This window comes from Psychrobacter fjordensis, from assembly GCF_904845995.1.
Classification (GTDB): Bacteria; Pseudomonadota; Gammaproteobacteria; order Pseudomonadales; family Moraxellaceae; genus Psychrobacter; species Psychrobacter fjordensis.
The window spans coordinates 938,479-955,126 of sequence record NZ_CAJGYP010000002.1; the positions used below are offsets into that span (position 1 = coordinate 938,479).

A 16,648-nucleotide genomic window follows, 5' to 3' on the forward strand; every position below is an offset into this window, starting at 1 on the left:
ATAAATAAAAGTGGTTAGGATTAACGAAAGTGCCGTTGTTTGCTTTCAATAAATGTATAAGTTCTACTCATAGCGATACGTTTTATCTCTTCAGGCAACCCCTTAAGATTGTTTCCCGTTAGCGTTTCTCCACCATAAATAAGCGCTTGCGTCATCACTTCTTTGATGTGAGGCAGGCTTTCCCGCAATATAGAAGAACAATAATATATGGACAGCTCATAACCCTCTGCTGTTTCAATCATAGTGCAGATGCGTCCCTCAAATAGATAAGCGTAACGTGGCGATTCTCCCTCTAGACCCGAAAAACCACCTAAACTAAAAATCATTTCTCCTGTTTGCTTTACTACGGTCATACTCCCACCATTTTCAACTCTGTCTTCGGCATGTTGTCTGTCAAAAAATATACCATAGAGCGCTTCTTTAACATCTGGTGAAGCGAAAAGTAAATCTAAGTCGTCGTCCGTAATTTCTCTAAATATAAAAGTCATTCAACCTTACCTTTCTGAAAAATATAATATAAATATGAAAGATTCATAAAGAACTTAGCCCAAAACATCGATCCTACACCCTCGAAATTCAATCATTTAACTGTCAATATTTTGACGCTATAGATTTCGATCATAATGCAGATACAATAATATCAGTCAGTGCTAACGATAGCACTTGTGAAACTGAAATCATTGAGTAGGAAGCTATTGAAAGTATATCTAAGATAAGAAAAAGAAAGGAGACAAGCTTAATGATTAATTGCGGCGCGTGTTTGGAGGGATTTTGATCATAGGCGAGTAATATTTATATTAGCCGTATTAATACTAAATTTTTGATATGAGGATTTTCAAGCAAGAAGAATATAGCAAGCACAAGGCTATTAGCACGGATCTAAGGAAGGATTTTATGGTCATGTGATGTTTTCTCTGATAGTGAGAGTGATTTATTATTCTTGTTTACACCGCTTGCATAGAACAATCTGACGCTAATGAGTTAAATTGGCCCTATACCGTCCAATCCTCAGGCAAGGGTATCCAGTTGGAGTTGCTAAAGTCGCCTGTTTTTTCATCATAGCCATATCTGACATCCCAATAAACATTGTCGGCAAGCAAAGCATAAGTAGCTTTTTGCGCATTGGTCAAATTACTCATAACTATTTACCTTGTTCAGAAAAAAGCTTTAAATTAATTGTTTGGTCTTCTTTAGATTTTCCGTATTGCATGTCCAACTTTTTCTGCCATGTTATTCGTTGTTTATCTAATTTTTTAGTTTCTTCAACACTTTCTGAAAATAAAATATTTAGGTTTTTTAATTTATAAATTTCATCTTTATCAGCTCTTAAGAACTCTCCTGAAGTACTAATTTTTACTAAACAAGTACTTCCGTTAAAATATAGTGTTCCAATATCATTACAGATAAAAGACTGATTGTATGATCCTGTCGTATTTCTTTCGGTCGCTCCATAGACATACCATTCATTATTAAATTTATCTATAGTTAATATCTGCCTTTTAAAATAAACCGACTTTCGCCCCACCCCCTCAAAACCCGTATCCCAGCTAATCTCGACATCGCTTGGTAAATAATTCGAGCTTAGCGTAGCAGAGTCACCTAATGCACCACCTGTCAAAAAGTAATGCCGTGTGATATGTACCCATATCATCTCACCATCATGCAACTTGACCTCTTCATCATATTCAATAGTCATACGGTCAGGTTTAAACAAAGAGCTACACGCACAGAGTGGTAGTAGTGTTAGGGCTAGTAGCAGGGGTTTGAGGAAGGATTTTAATGTCATGTCATATCTTCTCTAATAATGAGAGTGATTTATTACTCTTGTTTATACCGCTTGCATAGAGCAATCTGATGCTAATGAGTTAAATTGATCTAACACCGTCCAACCCTTAGGTACGGGTGTCCAATTGGCGTTTACCAACGGTAAAATTAGTTAACTTGGGATTAACGACGACTGAATGTCCTAACGGCATATTTGCTACAGGATATTTGTCTTCATTCAAGGATTGAAGATGCTCGGAAGGGGATTTATCACAGGCAGACAAAGTAAACATCATGAGTATGATTGCTAAACTCATGATTGGTTTTATCTTCAGAAAATTAATGAGTTTTTGCATGAACGGAAGAATTTCAGAGATAATTAGTAACTAATACTAACAATTGTTTACATACGTGTATAGTTTTTTAGTTTGCGATTACTACACAGATGAAATTGATATTGTTTTAAAAAACGAGGATTTTCAAGCAAGAAGAATGTAGCAGGCTACTAACCATGGGGGTACAGATAATAAGCCAGTGAATTAGAGATGATTCTAAACTAACTCCTCAACCCCTGCGCGTTCATGCGCTTTAAACGGATAGCGATCGGCCATGATTAGCCATTCGGACTTGTGATCAGAAAACGAATTTTTGCTTAGGCTATTTTTATCAGTAACTACTTCTATCAACAGAATATCAATATCCATGGTGACTTTCTTGACTGACGTTTTTGCTACTGCCAAACGTTCTCTACCGCACTCACCTTCCATCTGCTTAAACAACGCTTGCAACTGTTGCAATGTCACAGGTTTTGCCAAACGTAAATAGACACACTGATTGGTATAGTCAGGTTTTGGTAGCTCGATAGTCGCTGTAAAGTCAGGATTTTGAAACGGCGTTGATAACTGTATCTCGCCTAGGGCTGCTAAATCCTTACGAACACGTGGCAAGTGCTTATCGGCTTGGTAATTACTACCCAGTGCCAACATCACCGCCGTCACAGACTGCGCTTGCAGCTGTTCAGGCGTCTGCTTTTTTAGCATTTCTACATTCAAATCAACTGACACTTTATGCATCATCAGATTGGCTATTGTCCGCTTCTTTGGCAGCTTCTTTAGTAGCTAGCTTGTCTATTGACGCTGATGCATAGCGCGTGATTTGCACCCCAACCGCATCCGCTTGTGCAATAGCAGTTGGCTTCGCAACGCTTAACGTTATTTTATGGCAAGCATATTTCGTGAGTAGCTTGTCAGCGATTTGACCTGCCAGATGCTCCAGTAGTTTCGCTTTAATCTCTTTACACCACTCGCTGACATCATCGCAGACTGCTTTATAGTTCAGTGCATCATCGACATCATCTGACACAGCAGCAGCGCTGATATCGGTTTCAAGCGCGATATCAATCAGCAGCGGTTGCGTAATCGCCCGCTCCCAATCGTAGACACCGATGACGGCCTCTACTTTTAAACCTTTTACAAATACCACATCAGATTCAGTATGAAACATGCTCTCATCCTTGCTTGCTAAGTGTTTAATTAGAGTTTTGAACTCAGTTTTTTTAATTAGTTTGCTGCAGTGCTTCTTCACGCAAACGCGCTGCTTTTAAGGCCTTGCTTGGGCGATGGCGCCATAAGTCAATGCTGAATAATAGCAGACCTAGCCAAATCAAGCCAAAGACCGCTAAACGATGTAAATCAAATGGCTCTTTATAATAGAACACAGCCAAAAAGAAAATAAAGGTCGGGGTCAGATAATTCATAAAGCTTAAAATACTAAACGCGACCAGCTTTGTCGATTTATTAAATAATAATAATGGTATCAGTGTAATAGGCCCCGCAATCATTAACAGCCAAATATCCGACGTAAACCAAAAACTCAACTGGCTACTGACCACATCCGATTGCCAAAACCACCAAAGAAAAATAGGGACAAGCATCGTGGTTTCGATAAACATCGCATCGACAGGCGTTAGCGGTGTTTGACGCTGAATCGTACCATAAGTACTGAAACTGAAGGCTAGCACAAGCGATAGCCATGGTAAACTACCGATCATGACCACTTGAATGACCACAGACAATAGTGCAAATCCGATAGCGACCCACTGCAAGCGTCGCAGGCGCTCCTTGAACAAAATCATCGATAGCGCGACACCAACGAGCGGACCAATAAAGTAGCCCAAACTTGCCTCAAGGATACGGTCATGATTGACCGCCCATACGTATGTGAGCCAGTTAGTCGCAATGATAATACCTGATATAAAAGTTAATGCGATCCATTTTGGATTTTGCTTCAGGGTATCTATCCATTGCCAGCGCTTGGTCACGACCACTACGATGAGTAAACATGCAAACGTCCAAACAATACGATGACCGATAATTTCTGTCGCATTGTAGGCAGCCAGTTGTTTAAAATAAAGGGGAAAAGCACCCCAAATACAGAAAGCGATAAGCGCGGTGATGATACCGCTTCTCGTCGTTTTGATAGGGACTACGGGTTTTTTGACAACATTTTGGGTGGTCATAATACAATACAACGTGTTAGAGCAAAGCGCGATCTCACCTGCTTCTACAAACAATAGAAGTATCAAAGCAAGAACGCAGGGTTACTACAGATAAGGTAAAAAGTAAAAAAGCAATGCGTTGATACCAGTTTGGGCATCAACACATTGCTAACGATAAACGCTGTTTCAAAAAACTATTTTACGTAAAGCTCAATCAATTAGCGTACTAGCCTAGCCATTAGTGCTATCAACTTGAATAGACATACCAATATGATTGGCCAATTCTGCAAATCCTGGGAAGCTGGTATTAACAGTCTCAACCCCTTCAATAGTGATCTGCTCAGACGCACGCAAACTAGCAACGGCGAAACTCATAGCGATACGGTGGTCATGGTGCGAGATAATGTGACCACCACCGAATACAGGCTGGCTGTTATTGACTTCGCCGTTCTCACTTTCTGTGCCTTGACCCTCAATAATTAGCCCATCTTCTGTAACGGTACAATCAATACCGAGAGTGTGCAACCCTTCAGCCATGACCGCAATACGATCAGATTCTTTAACGCGCAACTCTTTGGCACCAGTCAATACCGTACGGCCTTTTGCACAGCTAGCAGCGATAAACAATACTGGGAACTCATCAATCGCTAGTGGTACGAGATGCTCTGGTATCTCAATACCCTGCAAATTTGAACCACGAATCGTAATATCAGCGACTGGCTCACCACCAACATGCGTTTCATTGCTTAGGCTAATATCGGCTTGCATCAGCTTTAGGATATCGATGATGCCAGTACGCGTAGGATTGATACCTACTTGCGTTAAGGTCAACTCACTACCTTGGCTAATCGCAGCAGCGACCATAAAGAATGCTGCAGAGGAGATATCAGCAGGCACGGCGATATCGCCACCCGTTAGCTGACCACCACCTGTGACACTGATACGATTACCTTCTACCGTCACTGGATAACCAAAGGCGGATAGCATACGCTCGGTATGGTCACGGCTGACTTCAGGTTGAATGACAGTCGTTGTGCCTTCCGCCCACAGCCCTGCTAATAGCAAGCAAGACTTGACCTGTGCAGATGCTACTGGCATATCATATTCCGCACCTTGCAGCGGCTTACCGACCGTATCACGACCAGTGATGCTAAGTGGTGCGGTACCACTATGCCCTGTGCTTTGAATCACAGCACCCATGGCGCGAAGTGGTGCAGCCACACGTTCCATCGGACGTTTGTTTAAACTGGTATCACCTGTCAATACGCTATCAAATGACTGTGCCGCCAAGATACCCGATAGCAGACGCATACTCGTGCCTGAGTTGCCCATATATAACGGTGTCTTACTTGGTTTGAGTCCATTCATACCAACACCATGAATGGTCAATTTGCCGTTATCAGGCCCTTCAATCGTCACACCCATGTCACGAAATGCTTGCAAGGTCGCAAGTGCATCTTCCCCTTCCAAAAATCCAGTGACATGTGTGACACCTGTTGCAAGGCTGCCAAGCATGATGCTGCGATGAGAGATAGACTTGTCACCAGGGATGGTAATGGTGCCTGAAACGGTATTGCTAGGAGTAATATTATAAGATGCTGACATGGCAGAAGTATCCGTATAAGGGGTGCTGGCTAACATATGGCCAAAATGTCGCCGTGCGGCTTGCGCTCGGCCTAAAAGTCCCATCAGGGCGGTTGAATCTTTATCAATGATAAGCTGACGCATGGTCTGTAGATAGACGCCATACTCATCAAGGGCGCTAACAATCGCGCTTTCGTTGGCAAAAAATATATCGTGCCACATTTTAGGATCACTGGCAGCGATGCGACTGAAGTCACGAAAGCCGCCCGCTGCATAGCGAAACATATCTAAATTATCATCATGACTGGCTAACTGTTCAACCAGATTAAAAGCGAGTAAATGCGGTAAATGACTGGTATGCGCTAAGATTGAGTCATGATGCTCAGCATCCATAGCCATCACGCTAGCACCCACTGCTTCCCATAACCGCCTTAGCTTATCTATCGCGACGATACTGGTCGTCGGTAGCTCACAGATAATGACACTATGATTGGCAAACAAGGTGGCGCGTCTGGCCTGATATCCTGAATTCTCAGCACCAGCAATCGGATGCGCTGGCACTAGTCCTGTCGGTAGCGAACCAAACACCGATTTGGCGGCATCAATGATATTGACCTTGGTACTACAAACATCACTAATAATGCACTCAGTCGCCAGTTGACCGTTATCCATCGCAGTTTTGATATCGACGAGCACTGCTTGTACAGCTTGTACTGGCACAGCGATGACGATCAGATCACTACCAGCGACCACATCACTCAATGCTGAGCTACCTGCGTCTAACAAGCCATGTTGAATGGCCTCCTCGATGCTTGGCGCGTGCCTATCAACAGCGACCAAACGCTCACTGAGACCATTGTCTTTGATGGCTTGAGCAAGACTGGCACCAATGAGTCCAAGTCCAATGACACAAACTTGCTTGAATCGTGGCATCTGGGTATTGGTAAGCGATTTTTTATTATTTTGTTGACTGTCTTTTTGGCTATTCACGGCTTTTCTCATTGAACAAATTAACGTCCGTTTAGATATATCAGTGTCGAAAAAACTCACGTTCTTGTTATAAATTTAAGGATAGTTTGACTTACTTTAAAAAATACATGGATAGTATTTATTATTTAATCGTCAGTTAAAATAGAGCGCAACGTATCGATCAAACGTAGATTGTCTTCTGCTAAACCAACAGTGATACGTAGCCAGTTATGTAGACCATAAGCAGCTAATGGACGGATGATAACACCCTGCTCTAGTAACGCTTCATGGATAGAAGCAGCAGTTATATCTTCCATCTCAACCTCTATTTTTACCATAATAAAGTTAGCATGTGACTTGATAAACCCTAACCCTAGCGCATCAAACTGCTTTTCCAACCAACGCATTTGCTCATCATTCATCAGACGCGTTCTTTCAATAAAGTCCTGATCCGCAAGTGCGGCGGCTGCGGCTGCCAAACCGATACGACTGACATTAAATGGCTGACGAATACGGTTCAGTAGATCAGCAACGGCGACTGAGCTTAGTGCGTAACCCACGCGCAAGCCAGCCAGCCCATACGCTTTGGAGAAAGTACGTACGATGACGACATTATCAAACTCGTCGAGCAGCGCCCGATTGTTACTTTCAGGGCTGTACTCGATATAGGCTTCATCTAGCACCACCAAGACTGAGCTTGGCACACTCGCCACAAACGCATGCAACTCTTTATGCGCAAGCTGAGTACCCGTTGGGTTATTAGGATTAGCAATGAACACGAGCTTAGTATTAGGATTGTCTTGAACTGCTTGGCTCATCGCTTTTAGATCATGACCAAAGCGCTGTGCAGGTACTTCAACATCCATAGCACCCTGCATCTTCGCTAGCATCGAATACACCACAAAGGCATATTGACTATAAACGATGGCATCACCAGCACCAACAAAGCTACGCGCCAAGATATCAAGCAAATCATCAGAGCCATTACCCAAGGTGATTTGGTCGACATTCACATCATTAAAATCAGCCAATGCTTGCTTGAGATAGTAACCATTACCATCAGGATAGCGTGCCAACTGACCTAGTTGCTCAGTAATCGCTAGCGTGACCTTCGGCGAGCACCCTACTGGATTCTCATTACTCGCAAGCTTCACCACATCTGAGATGCCATATTCACGCGTGAGTTCTTCTACTGGCTTGCCTGTCTGATAAGGTGCCAATGATAAAATACTGGCATAGGCAGGTACAAGCGGTGACAAGCTTGACTCTATCGACTGAGATGATTGCATGATTTATCCTTAGATGTGAGAACGCATCTATTATGGGTTAAGCCTGTGAATCTTAGTGGTGGCCAGTTGTTATACGCTACGACTTAAAGGCGATAGCTTAAAGACAGTAGCTTAAAGACAATAGCGTATAACGATAGCGCTTATGAGATCTATAATACTGCTTTTGGATATGAGCCCAATACACGTAAATCTTTCACTAATGGACGGATATCGTTGATGGCCGCGCTGACATTTGGATTGTCAATATGACCGTCCATATCAATAAAGAACACGTATGCCCACTTATTAGGACGTTCAGGACGTGTTTCGATACTGGTCATAGACACGCCATGATAAGACAATGGCTTGAGTATCTCGATAAGTGCGCCTGCTTTATCATGGGCAGAGACGACTATAGAGGTCTTGTCTTGTCCTGATGGCGCAATCGCTTCATGACCAATGATAAGGAAACGTGTGGTATTGCTTGGATTGTCTTCGATGTTTGAGTAGAGCTTATGTAGGTCATACTCTGCCGCCGCTACATCACCCGCAATCGCAGCTGAGTGCCATTCGTTTTTCAGACGACGTGCTGCTTCACCATTACTCGATACAGCAACACGCTCAACATTAGGAAAGTTCACATCGAGCCAATGACGGCACTGTGCCAATGATTGCTGATGAGAATAGATACGGCTTAACGCCTCTACCTTAGTGTGTTCAGCGACCAAGAAGTTCTGATGAATAGGCAGTTCAACTTCACCAATAATCTTTAAGGTAGACGATAAGAAGCCATCTAAAGTATGGTTGACCACACCCTCTGAAGAGTTTTCAACAGGTACCACACCATACATCGCTGTGCCCGCTTCCACTTCACGGAACACATCGGTAATGGTCGTCATCGGTACCGTATCAGCAGCCTTGCCAAAATGTTTGAGCGCGGCAGCATGTGTAAAGGTGCCGACAGGCCCCAAGAACGCAATGCGTTGCGGCGCTTCTAAATCCAAGCAAACTGACATGATTTCACGGAATAAACGTGCCATCTTTTCATCAGCGATTGGGCCAGCGTTACGCTCCATGACAGCTTTTAACACTTGAGCTTCGCGCTCAGGACGATAAAAAATAGGATTGCTACTTTCGGTCGCTGAGCTATTAGCAATGTGGTTTTTCTTAACTGCTGCCACTTGCTGAGCCAGCTTGGCACGGTTATTAATCAACGTCTGAATTTCGCAGTCTACTGCATCGATGTTTTGACGGATATTATTCAAAAACTCTTTTTCAGTCGCGGTATCGCTAGTGCCTGCAATGCCCTGATTTAGGTTGTCTATATTTTGCTCTGGTGACTGCTCACTCATTACCGCCCATCCTTTTTCTAATATTATTACTGAGTTTTATAACTGTTAGGTATTGCTAATAAATACTAATATATTGGTTCTAAATGCTTGGCGTATCGTCAAAATTCATAAATGTTTAGGTAGTCGCTATTAAGATAAAGCATTCTAGCAATAATGCTTAAGATAAATGAAATTCCATCGAATAATTTATCAAAAACATGTTAACTGCCTAAACCTGTTTAGCACTGTTACGACAGGCCAACGACACGTCAGCTATCAAATGTAGCGGCCAAACCACTGACCCGCTCTACTATAACAAAAACTATGGTCAGTGCCCATGTGTAAATACGTGTAAACCCGCGAATATTAGCAAAGTTATAAGATATGACAGAAATGCACGGTCAAACTATGGGGCAATATTGGCTCAAAACTGTGTTACAGTTTAAAACCAACAACAGATAGCACTATAAATAAGAAAACAACCAATTAATGAATGGCATTATAAATTGAAAAATAGAGGATATTAGATGAACGCATTACAACAGCTTCGTACCATGACCACCATTGTCGCTGATACCGGAGACCTTACCGCCATTGCGCGTCTAAAACCTATCGATGCAACCACCAACCCAAGCTTAATCACCAAGGCACTCATCCATCCTGATAATCAAGGCATGCTATCAGAAACCATGAGCCGCCATAATGGCGATATAGATGCTGTGATTGATGCACTTACCATTCAGATTGGCTGTGATATTCTAGAACTCATCGAAGGCCGAGTATCTACCGAAGTCGATGCACGCTTGTCTTATGACACTCAAGCAACGATTGATAAAGCCTTAGCGTTTATGGACGCTTATCAAAAGGCAGGTATCAACTCAGACCGTGTGTTGATTAAGATGGCCGCGACTTGGCAGGGTATTGAAGCTGCTCGCTATCTTGAGACCCAAAATATCCACTGTAATCTGACACTATTGTTTGGACAGCACCAAGCGATTGCGTGTGCCGATGCTGGCGTGACATTGATATCACCGTTCGTGGGTCGTATCCTAGACTGGCAAAAACGCCAACAGAATCGCCAAAACGTGCCAGCCTCTGACGACATGGGCGTACAGTCAGTGAAGCGTATCTACCAATACTACAAACAGCATGACTATTACACCCAAGTCATGGGAGCAAGCTTCCGCTCTACAGAGCAGATACTGGCGCTAGCAGGTTGTGACCTATTAACCATTGCACCTAATCTCATTGATGAGCTTGCAGCGATGGACACTGAAGTCGTGCAGCAGCTGTCATCGAGCATGTCATTGGATATGGCAGATATGACCCGCGTGAGTTTGACGCACGAAGAGTTCAGTGCGGCCTATCAAAAAGATACGGTCACACAAGACTTACTACCAAAAGGTATCGATGGTTTTATCAATGCGCGTGATGAGCTTGCTAAGATGCTAGCGACTATACGTAGTTAAGACACGAAGTTAAAACACGAAGTTAAGATTCACAATCACTGATGCAGTCACTGGCGCAGCCACTAATAGCGATAATACTCTGCAAACTGTAACAACAGGCAATAAAAGAAAGTTGCCTGCTAATAGCAAGTTGGCTATTATGGCCCATTTCCAACAACCAGAAGCAAGGCTTGATTATGAAGCGGCTATCAATGTTATTAGTAAGCGGTGCTCTCGCAGTCAGTGCGCATGCAGTGGACTGGTCAAAAGTATCAGAGAGTCAAACTGGATCAATTTTTAGCTTAGACTTGGAATCTATCGAAGGCTCCGACATCAATATCATAGACGAAAAAGACGTCGAAAATATCACTGTGTCTATTCGTCGAACCTATCCTACACAAACGAATGAGCCGAAAGAAGATAACGCAAAAAAAGATAACGTCAAGAAAGACAAAGCAAAAAAAGACAACATTCATCATAGCGACCAGCAACTACTAATCTCTTGCAAAGATGCCAGTTACTACAGACGTGCCTATGTGAACTACGGGGCTAAGGATAAGGTATTGGCCTCTTGGCAATCAGAAAAGCCAATACTAACCACCAAGGACTTTAAAACCACGACGCCCAATACAGTCGGACGGACACTAGTAGAACAAGCTTGTGAAAACTACGAGCAAGCCAAAGAAACCGCTTAAAATAAAAAAGCGCGCTGAATAATATCAGCGCGCTTTTTTATTTTAAATACCTAGGGCGTATTTTAGCCTGTAAATACTACTGCTAAGCTTTCAACACCGTATAAACAGGTACTGGAAATTCACCATGCAAATCAACCAAATCTAGCAATACCAAAGCACCAACGACAGTATGTTCTGCTGAGCGGCACAGCTCATAAGCCGTAGTCAACGTACCACCAGTCGCCAAGATATCATCAACCAGTAATACACGCTCAGGTGGCAAATTATTTTGCATTTCCAGCGTATCTTTACCATACTCTAAAGCATAGGCTTTATTCGCAACGGGTGGTGGCAGCTTACCGGGTTTACGTAGCAAAATCATACCCTTGCCCAAACGGCCTGCCAGCAAACTTGCAAACACAAACCCACGTGCTTCTACAGCCCCAAAACAATCTACCTCGTCCATCAACCCTTCTGGCAGTGCGGCAAGTAATGCATCAATGACCTCGTTGATATGACTGCGCAGTAACGGTGTAATATCATAAAAATCAATGCCAACTTTTGGGAAGTTTGGTACTGTGCGAATAACTTGCCAAAATGGATGATCGGTATTGAGCATATTAGACGGCTCGTTTTCGGTGTTTGTAGATGTAGCAGCGGCACTAGTGCTCATGGACAACCCTTAGCTTATATGGCTTAGACAATAACTGAATAGTAACTGGATGATAATGTATCAACGATAAATGATGGCTAATACGGTGAGTTTAGTGGCAGTCATTATAGCATATCGATATTAGCATTGAGGCTAGGCTATCAGGCTTGTCGCTTATCAGTTTTGGGACAGAACCAATCTCTCTCTTGATAAAAGCAAAGCAATCTCAATATACAAGTGTAAACTTAACTACGAAAATCACGGTTATATGCTAAACTACGTGCGCTTTCGCAGTCTAATATAATGACTGTAATCCCAAATATAAGTGTCAATAGCGCACTGTAACACTAGTAATGATCGATAGGACTATTTATGAAACGTTATGAATGTATTGTCTGTGGCTGGATATATGATGAAGAGCTCGGCTGCCCAGAAGAAGGAATCGCACCAGGTACCAAATGGGATGACATCCCTGATGACTGGACGTGCCCAGAGTGCGGTGTAGGAAAGCTTGATTTTGAGATGATTGAGCTGTAGTAGACGACTCGCTAATTAGGACACTTCATGACTATATCAAATGATATCAATAATGCCAAAGTAAGTGCCAAGCCATCTGCAAGCCTTGATGACAGCGTAGGGAGCTACCCTACTGCTGAGTGGCAAAAGTTTGGCGCGCATCAATGGTGCGATTCTGACTTGAGCAAACACCTGTATCAGTCAATGATTAACATCGGTGATGGTATTGAACTCTGTGTCGAGGCTGGTGGCAACCCTAATAATCCACCACTGCTGATGATTATGGGGCTTGGCTCACAGATGATATTTTGGCCAGATAACTTCATCAAACGCCTCATTGATGCGGGCTTCTTTGTGATTCGTTTTGATAATCGTGATATTGGCTTGTCTTCTAAAGTTCAAATTGATGGTCTACCACGTATCAGTCAGCTAAAAATGATGATGCGTTTGCAAACTGGGCTTTCTAATAAAAGCACACAAGTTGCTTATAATTTGACAGACATGGCAGAGGATACCGTGCGCTTGATTAAGGCACTGCAGTTGGGTAAAACACACATTCTAGGCGCCTCTATGGGCGGTATGATTGCCCAAATTGTGGCAGCACGTTATCCAAGCCTAGTACAACGCATGGCATTGATGTTTACCACGACCAACCGTGCTTTTTTAAAACCACCAAAACCAAAGCAGCTATATACACTCATTAATCGTCCTGAAAGCCATTCTGAGCGTGATATTGTACGTCATAGTGTCTGGTTTATGAAGACTGTCGGCACACCTGGACATGTCAATGTGCGTATGGTGCGTGAAATTGCCAAAATTCGCTATCAACGCAATTTTCATCCGCTCGGTACGGTGCAGCAGCTCAACGCTATTTTGGCATCAGGCTCTATCAGCCGATTTAGCAAACAAGTCAAAGCACCGACCATCGTGCTACATGGTAGCGCAGATGGCCTGCTACCTGCCTCGCAAGGTCGCGTGGTTGCCAAGACCATTCCTAACGCCAAGTTCCACTTGATCGAAGGGATGGCACATGACATTCCTGAGTACTACCAGCCATATATGGTTGATTTGATTGGCTCGCACTTATTAGAAAAGTAGTTTTTAAAACGCTAGTAGCTTGACTGCTTCACATAAAAAAGAGTGTAAAACCTATTATCGACTCATAGGCTTACACTCTTTTTTATTGCTAGGATACGACCTAAATACTTCATGTTGGGTTTTAAACATAAGGGCAGCCTCTAACAACTGATACTAGTCCCTTCTTTATCAATGCACATCTTATTGCCATTTTTTAGATTACCAATCCACGCTTTACCATCCGTAAATACAAACGCAGGCTTGCCCTTGTAACTATCATTCTCAGACACACCGCTATCAGAAAAACGAAAAGGAATCACAAGCTCACCACCAAGACTGAGAAATCCCCAATCTTTACCAATTCGTACGCCAGCTAAGCCCTCAGAAAACGACTGCACCTCATCAAATGAATACGTAATCATAATCACGTTATTGTCATCAACAAAACCCCACTTGCCATCTTGCTGGCTCGGCTGCAATGTCGTAAAACGATTGAGAGGTGCTGACTTTGATTGGGCAAGACCGGATTGAACAGAATTGGATTTTGATGAATTGGATTCATCACCATCTTTACCATTTGGATCACTGGTCGTGTTGCCGTTTTTGTCCAACCAACTGATTGCTCGGCTTTTATTGACGCGAGCTACGCCGCCTCGATAATCATCGATATCACTAATCGCTGCCGAAAATGGCACGATGGTTTTATTGGCTGTGTTAATCACTCCGTAGTTGCCATTTTTTTTCACAACGATACGGCCTTCCGAAACCCCTCTTGCCCAGCCTGCAGACTCGCCCAATAAGTCATAAACAACCGGCACAACCTCGCGGCCCTGCATATTGATATAGCCAACTTTATTGCTGCGTTGGACAGGAATTAGGCCGCCAGCGATTTTATCTGCCTTGATCTCTTGATAGCGTGATAAATCAACGACAGCTTTGCCTTTACTATTAATCAAAGCCACTGGCGCACCAAAATCTTTTATTGCCAAAAAATAACCGCTACTTGACGTACAAGAGACGTTTTTATAATAGCTCTTGGGCAATTTACAACTTGCAGCATGCGCGGGCATACCTATCACAATGGCCAATAAAACCCCAAGACACAGGTAAAGCGCATATGTTGGAGATGACCATAAACGGACTAAAGCAGGTAATGGCAAAAAAGACAAAGAACGTTGACGCATAAATAACCCTAAGCTAAAAGTATGGTGGCGTTTTAAACCTTCACGACTGGCTGACAATTCACTTCGCACTAATATCGCACTTAATGCGATCAACACACTTAATATAGTGCCGTCACCCAGTGAATACAGTAAGCACACGCTAGGGCGTGTCATCGATTAGATTGTGAGGCTTAAAATGAGAAAAATTGTAGATAAACAAGGAAGAAATTGCCGTTAATATGAACATATTGACAAAATTACTGACGATGTTTAGCGAAACTTAGCCATTTTAAGGCCACTAAATGTATTAATGTGCTAATTAATGACACACCCTTATGATTTATGATCATTATAAACCTTCACATTGATAAATAGCGAATAGCTACTTAGGGTGGCTCGCATGACCATACTATCGTGCAGACGTCAAAATAAAAAATCATGATGTTATTTTTTCTCAGGTTTTTAGTTTTTTCTGTAAAAATGTTTACTAATTACTCAGCAAAGCATTCATTTTTTAAGCCAAAACGTTTACAGTGGAGCCTATATAAAATCAAGTATTATTCATACCAGCTCATCGCACTATAACCATCATTTTATTGTCTATAAATGATAGCACTCTCCCAACGTAACATCACTTTAGTCATAAGTATTAAAGTAAGGATAATTTATGGCAGTGACCTCTTCGCGCTCTGCATCTATCGGCTTGGTCATCGGCTGTGTCATTTTTGGCTTGGGTAGTTTGATTGTGGCTCATGTGGATGTGGGCGGTTGGGCAATGGCCTTTTGGCGATTGGCCATTTCAGGTGTCATATTTGCCATACTAGCCAAACTAACAGGGCAACATATGCCACGTTCGAGGCGTGCCATCATTTATGGTTTGTTGTCTGGGGCATTTTTGGGGCTAGATTTGGCGCTATGGCATGAGAGTATTTATGCGGTCGGACCTGGTATTTCAACCCTGCTTAATAGCTTACAGATTTTCTTTTTAGCCGCTATCGGATTTTTGTATTTTGCGGAGCGTCAGTCTATTTTGCAACTGATCAGCTTGTGCCTTGCCATGTTGGGTGTAGCCATGATTGGTAGCCCTGAATTTGCGCATAATACAGATGCCATTTGGGGATTTGTGACGGGCATTTTGTCAGGAGCCATGTTAGCCGCTTCTATGACCTTTATTCGCAAAACGCACGACACAGAGCCCACGCCCATATTTGTATTGATGCAATTGGTCAGTATTGGTGGCGTATTAGCCATGATTGTACCGATGTTCATATTTGATATGGGACACATATTACCCAACACATGGTCTGAGATTGGGTGGATACTCATTTATGGAGCGGTCATGCAATGCTTGGCATGGGGACTCATTGCTTATTCTATCCCCAAGATGTCACTGGCACTAACAGGGCTACTTCTGTTGAGTGAGCCGGTGGCCGCATTAATAATTGACTATAGCTGGCTAGACAAACCTATCAACACCTTACAATGGAGCGGTGCCTTATTGACCATGTTTGCCATTTATTTAGGATCGTTAAAGCCCAAACCACGCGCCCTACGCCGTTATCGGTTTTTTGCACGTTTTTATAAACGTAGATATAAATAGCGCTAACATTATAGGCCAATAAAAAGCACCCATGCTATCGATAGCATGATGGGTGCTTTTTTAAAACTATCAGTTTAGTTCAGATATTCGATAAATACTCTGAAA

17 protein-coding genes are annotated in these 16,648 nt (G+C 42.8%); 5 read left to right on the plus strand and 12 right to left on the minus strand.

Translation table 11 applies throughout. The features are described 5' to 3' along the window. Positions 1-20: 20 nt before the first annotated feature. From JMW61_RS12315 to pheA, 10 genes are all read right to left on the minus strand, one after another. Complete coding sequence (locus JMW61_RS12315) at positions 21-488, minus strand: hypothetical protein (RefSeq protein ID WP_201551674.1); 468 nt, start codon at positions 486-488, stop codon at positions 21-23. Positions 489-992: 504 nt separating this feature from the next. Continuing rightward, a complete protein-coding gene (locus tag JMW61_RS12320) occupies positions 993-1,139 on the minus strand; it encodes a hypothetical protein (protein ID WP_201551676.1) in 147 nt (48 codons plus the stop codon). A 2-nt stretch (positions 1,140-1,141) separates the two neighbouring features. Then, complete coding sequence (locus JMW61_RS12325; RefSeq protein WP_201551678.1) at positions 1,142-1,786, minus strand: hypothetical protein; 645 nt, start codon at positions 1,784-1,786, stop codon at positions 1,142-1,144. Positions 1,787-1,892: 106 nt separating this feature from the next. Further along, complete coding sequence (locus JMW61_RS12330; protein ID WP_201551680.1) at positions 1,893-2,081, minus strand: hypothetical protein; 189 nt, start codon at positions 2,079-2,081, stop codon at positions 1,893-1,895. A 234-nt stretch (positions 2,082-2,315) separates the two neighbouring features. Then, on the minus strand, positions 2,316-2,837 hold the full coding sequence (locus JMW61_RS12335) for a 2-amino-4-hydroxy-6-hydroxymethyldihydropteridine diphosphokinase (RefSeq protein WP_201551948.1): 522 nt from the start codon (positions 2,835-2,837) through the stop codon (positions 2,316-2,318). Further along, positions 2,830-3,267 carry a dihydroneopterin aldolase gene (gene folB / locus JMW61_RS12340; protein ID WP_201551682.1) on the minus strand — a complete coding sequence of 146 codons (438 nt, stop codon included), beginning with the start codon at positions 3,265-3,267 and terminating at the stop codon, positions 2,830-2,832. The genes JMW61_RS12335 and folB overlap by 8 nt, the downstream gene beginning before the upstream one ends. A 52-nt stretch (positions 3,268-3,319) precedes the next feature. Further along, positions 3,320-4,282, minus strand: coding sequence for an EamA family transporter RarD (gene rarD, locus JMW61_RS12345; protein WP_201551684.1), 963 nt, complete (start codon positions 4,280-4,282; stop codon positions 3,320-3,322). Between the two features lie 210 nt (positions 4,283-4,492). Next, on the minus strand, positions 4,493-6,847 hold the full coding sequence (locus tag JMW61_RS12350) for a bifunctional prephenate dehydrogenase/3-phosphoshikimate 1-carboxyvinyltransferase (protein ID WP_201551686.1): 2,355 nt from the start codon (positions 6,845-6,847) through the stop codon (positions 4,493-4,495). A 113-nt stretch (positions 6,848-6,960) separates the two neighbouring features. Then, on the minus strand, positions 6,961-8,103 hold the full coding sequence (hisC, locus tag JMW61_RS12355; protein WP_110922885.1) for a histidinol-phosphate transaminase: 1,143 nt from the start codon (positions 8,101-8,103) through the stop codon (positions 6,961-6,963). Between the two features lie 149 nt (positions 8,104-8,252). Then, the gene (pheA, locus tag JMW61_RS12360; protein WP_110922886.1) at positions 8,253-9,434 is read right to left on the minus strand and encodes a prephenate dehydratase; all 1,182 of its coding nucleotides are present in this window, start codon (positions 9,432-9,434) and stop codon (positions 8,253-8,255) included. 506 nt (positions 9,435-9,940) lie between these two features. Between pheA and JMW61_RS12365 the strand changes: the two genes are divergently transcribed. Beyond that, the gene (locus tag JMW61_RS12365) at positions 9,941-10,882 is read left to right on the plus strand and encodes a transaldolase (protein WP_110922887.1); all 942 of its coding nucleotides are present in this window, start codon (positions 9,941-9,943) and stop codon (positions 10,880-10,882) included. A gap of 176 nt (positions 10,883-11,058) precedes the next feature. Continuing rightward, entirely contained in the window at positions 11,059-11,556 is a 498-nt protein-coding gene (locus JMW61_RS12370) for a hypothetical protein (protein ID WP_197100339.1), read from the plus strand. Between the two features lie 82 nt (positions 11,557-11,638). Here the strand turns inward: JMW61_RS12370 and JMW61_RS12375 are convergent, their stop codons facing one another. After that, positions 11,639-12,154, minus strand: coding sequence for an adenine phosphoribosyltransferase (locus JMW61_RS12375; RefSeq protein WP_406947846.1), 516 nt, complete (start codon positions 12,152-12,154; stop codon positions 11,639-11,641). 405 nt (positions 12,155-12,559) lie between these two features. Between JMW61_RS12375 and JMW61_RS12380 the strand changes: the two genes are divergently transcribed. Both JMW61_RS12380 and JMW61_RS12385 read left to right on the plus strand, forming a co-directional pair. Continuing rightward, positions 12,560-12,724: a rubredoxin gene (locus JMW61_RS12380; protein ID WP_110922890.1), complete on the plus strand. Its 165-nt coding sequence runs from the start codon at positions 12,560-12,562 to the stop codon at positions 12,722-12,724. 27 nt (positions 12,725-12,751) lie between these two features. Next, positions 12,752-13,801, plus strand: a complete 1,050-nt coding sequence (locus tag JMW61_RS12385; RefSeq protein WP_201551688.1) for an alpha/beta fold hydrolase — start codon at positions 12,752-12,754, stop codon at positions 13,799-13,801. A 140-nt stretch (positions 13,802-13,941) separates the two neighbouring features. On the opposite strand, the gene JMW61_RS12390 is transcribed toward JMW61_RS12385, so the two are convergent. Continuing rightward, positions 13,942-14,964 carry a WG repeat-containing protein gene (locus JMW61_RS12390; RefSeq protein ID WP_201551690.1) on the minus strand — a complete coding sequence of 341 codons (1,023 nt, stop codon included), beginning with the start codon at positions 14,962-14,964 and terminating at the stop codon, positions 13,942-13,944. Between the two features lie 646 nt (positions 14,965-15,610). Between JMW61_RS12390 and JMW61_RS12395 the strand changes: the two genes are divergently transcribed. Further along, positions 15,611-16,543, plus strand: coding sequence for a DMT family transporter (locus JMW61_RS12395; RefSeq protein ID WP_201551692.1), 933 nt, complete (start codon positions 15,611-15,613; stop codon positions 16,541-16,543). Positions 16,544-16,648 lie beyond the last annotated feature (105 nt).

Bases quoted from the DNA above. Each gene is read 5' to 3' on its own strand.
- JMW61_RS12315 (WP_201551674.1), bottom strand. From the start codon at position 488: ATGACTTTTATATTTAGAGAAATTACGGACGACGACTTAGATTTACTT.
- JMW61_RS12320 (WP_201551676.1), bottom strand. From the start codon at position 1,139: ATGAGTAATTTGACCAATGCGCAAAAAGCTACTTATGCTTTGCTTGCC.
- JMW61_RS12325 (WP_201551678.1), bottom strand. From the start codon at position 1,786: ATGACATTAAAATCCTTCCTCAAACCCCTGCTACTAGCCCTAACACTA.
- JMW61_RS12330 (WP_201551680.1), bottom strand. From the start codon at position 2,081: ATGAGTTTAGCAATCATACTCATGATGTTTACTTTGTCTGCCTGTGAT.
- JMW61_RS12335 (WP_201551948.1), bottom strand. From the start codon at position 2,837: ATGCATAAAGTGTCAGTTGATTTGAATGTAGAAATGCTAAAAAAGCAG.
- folB (WP_201551682.1), bottom strand. From the start codon at position 3,267: ATGTTTCATACTGAATCTGATGTGGTATTTGTAAAAGGTTTAAAAGTA.
- rarD (WP_201551684.1), bottom strand. From the start codon at position 4,282: ATGACCACCCAAAATGTTGTCAAAAAACCCGTAGTCCCTATCAAAACG.
- JMW61_RS12350 (WP_201551686.1), bottom strand. From the start codon at position 6,847: ATGAGAAAAGCCGTGAATAGCCAAAAAGACAGTCAACAAAATAATAAA.
- hisC (WP_110922885.1), bottom strand. From the start codon at position 8,103: ATGCAATCATCTCAGTCGATAGAGTCAAGCTTGTCACCGCTTGTACCT.
- pheA (WP_110922886.1), bottom strand. From the start codon at position 9,434: ATGAGTGAGCAGTCACCAGAGCAAAATATAGACAACCTAAATCAGGGC.
- JMW61_RS12365 (WP_110922887.1), top strand. From the start codon at position 9,941: ATGAACGCATTACAACAGCTTCGTACCATGACCACCATTGTCGCTGAT.
- JMW61_RS12370 (WP_197100339.1), top strand. From the start codon at position 11,059: ATGAAGCGGCTATCAATGTTATTAGTAAGCGGTGCTCTCGCAGTCAGT.
- JMW61_RS12375 (WP_406947846.1), bottom strand. From the start codon at position 12,154: ATGCTCAATACCGATCATCCATTTTGGCAAGTTATTCGCACAGTACCA.
- JMW61_RS12380 (WP_110922890.1), top strand. From the start codon at position 12,560: ATGAAACGTTATGAATGTATTGTCTGTGGCTGGATATATGATGAAGAG.
- JMW61_RS12385 (WP_201551688.1), top strand. From the start codon at position 12,752: ATGACTATATCAAATGATATCAATAATGCCAAAGTAAGTGCCAAGCCA.
- JMW61_RS12390 (WP_201551690.1), bottom strand. From the start codon at position 14,964: ATGCGTCAACGTTCTTTGTCTTTTTTGCCATTACCTGCTTTAGTCCGT.
- JMW61_RS12395 (WP_201551692.1), top strand. From the start codon at position 15,611: ATGGCAGTGACCTCTTCGCGCTCTGCATCTATCGGCTTGGTCATCGGC.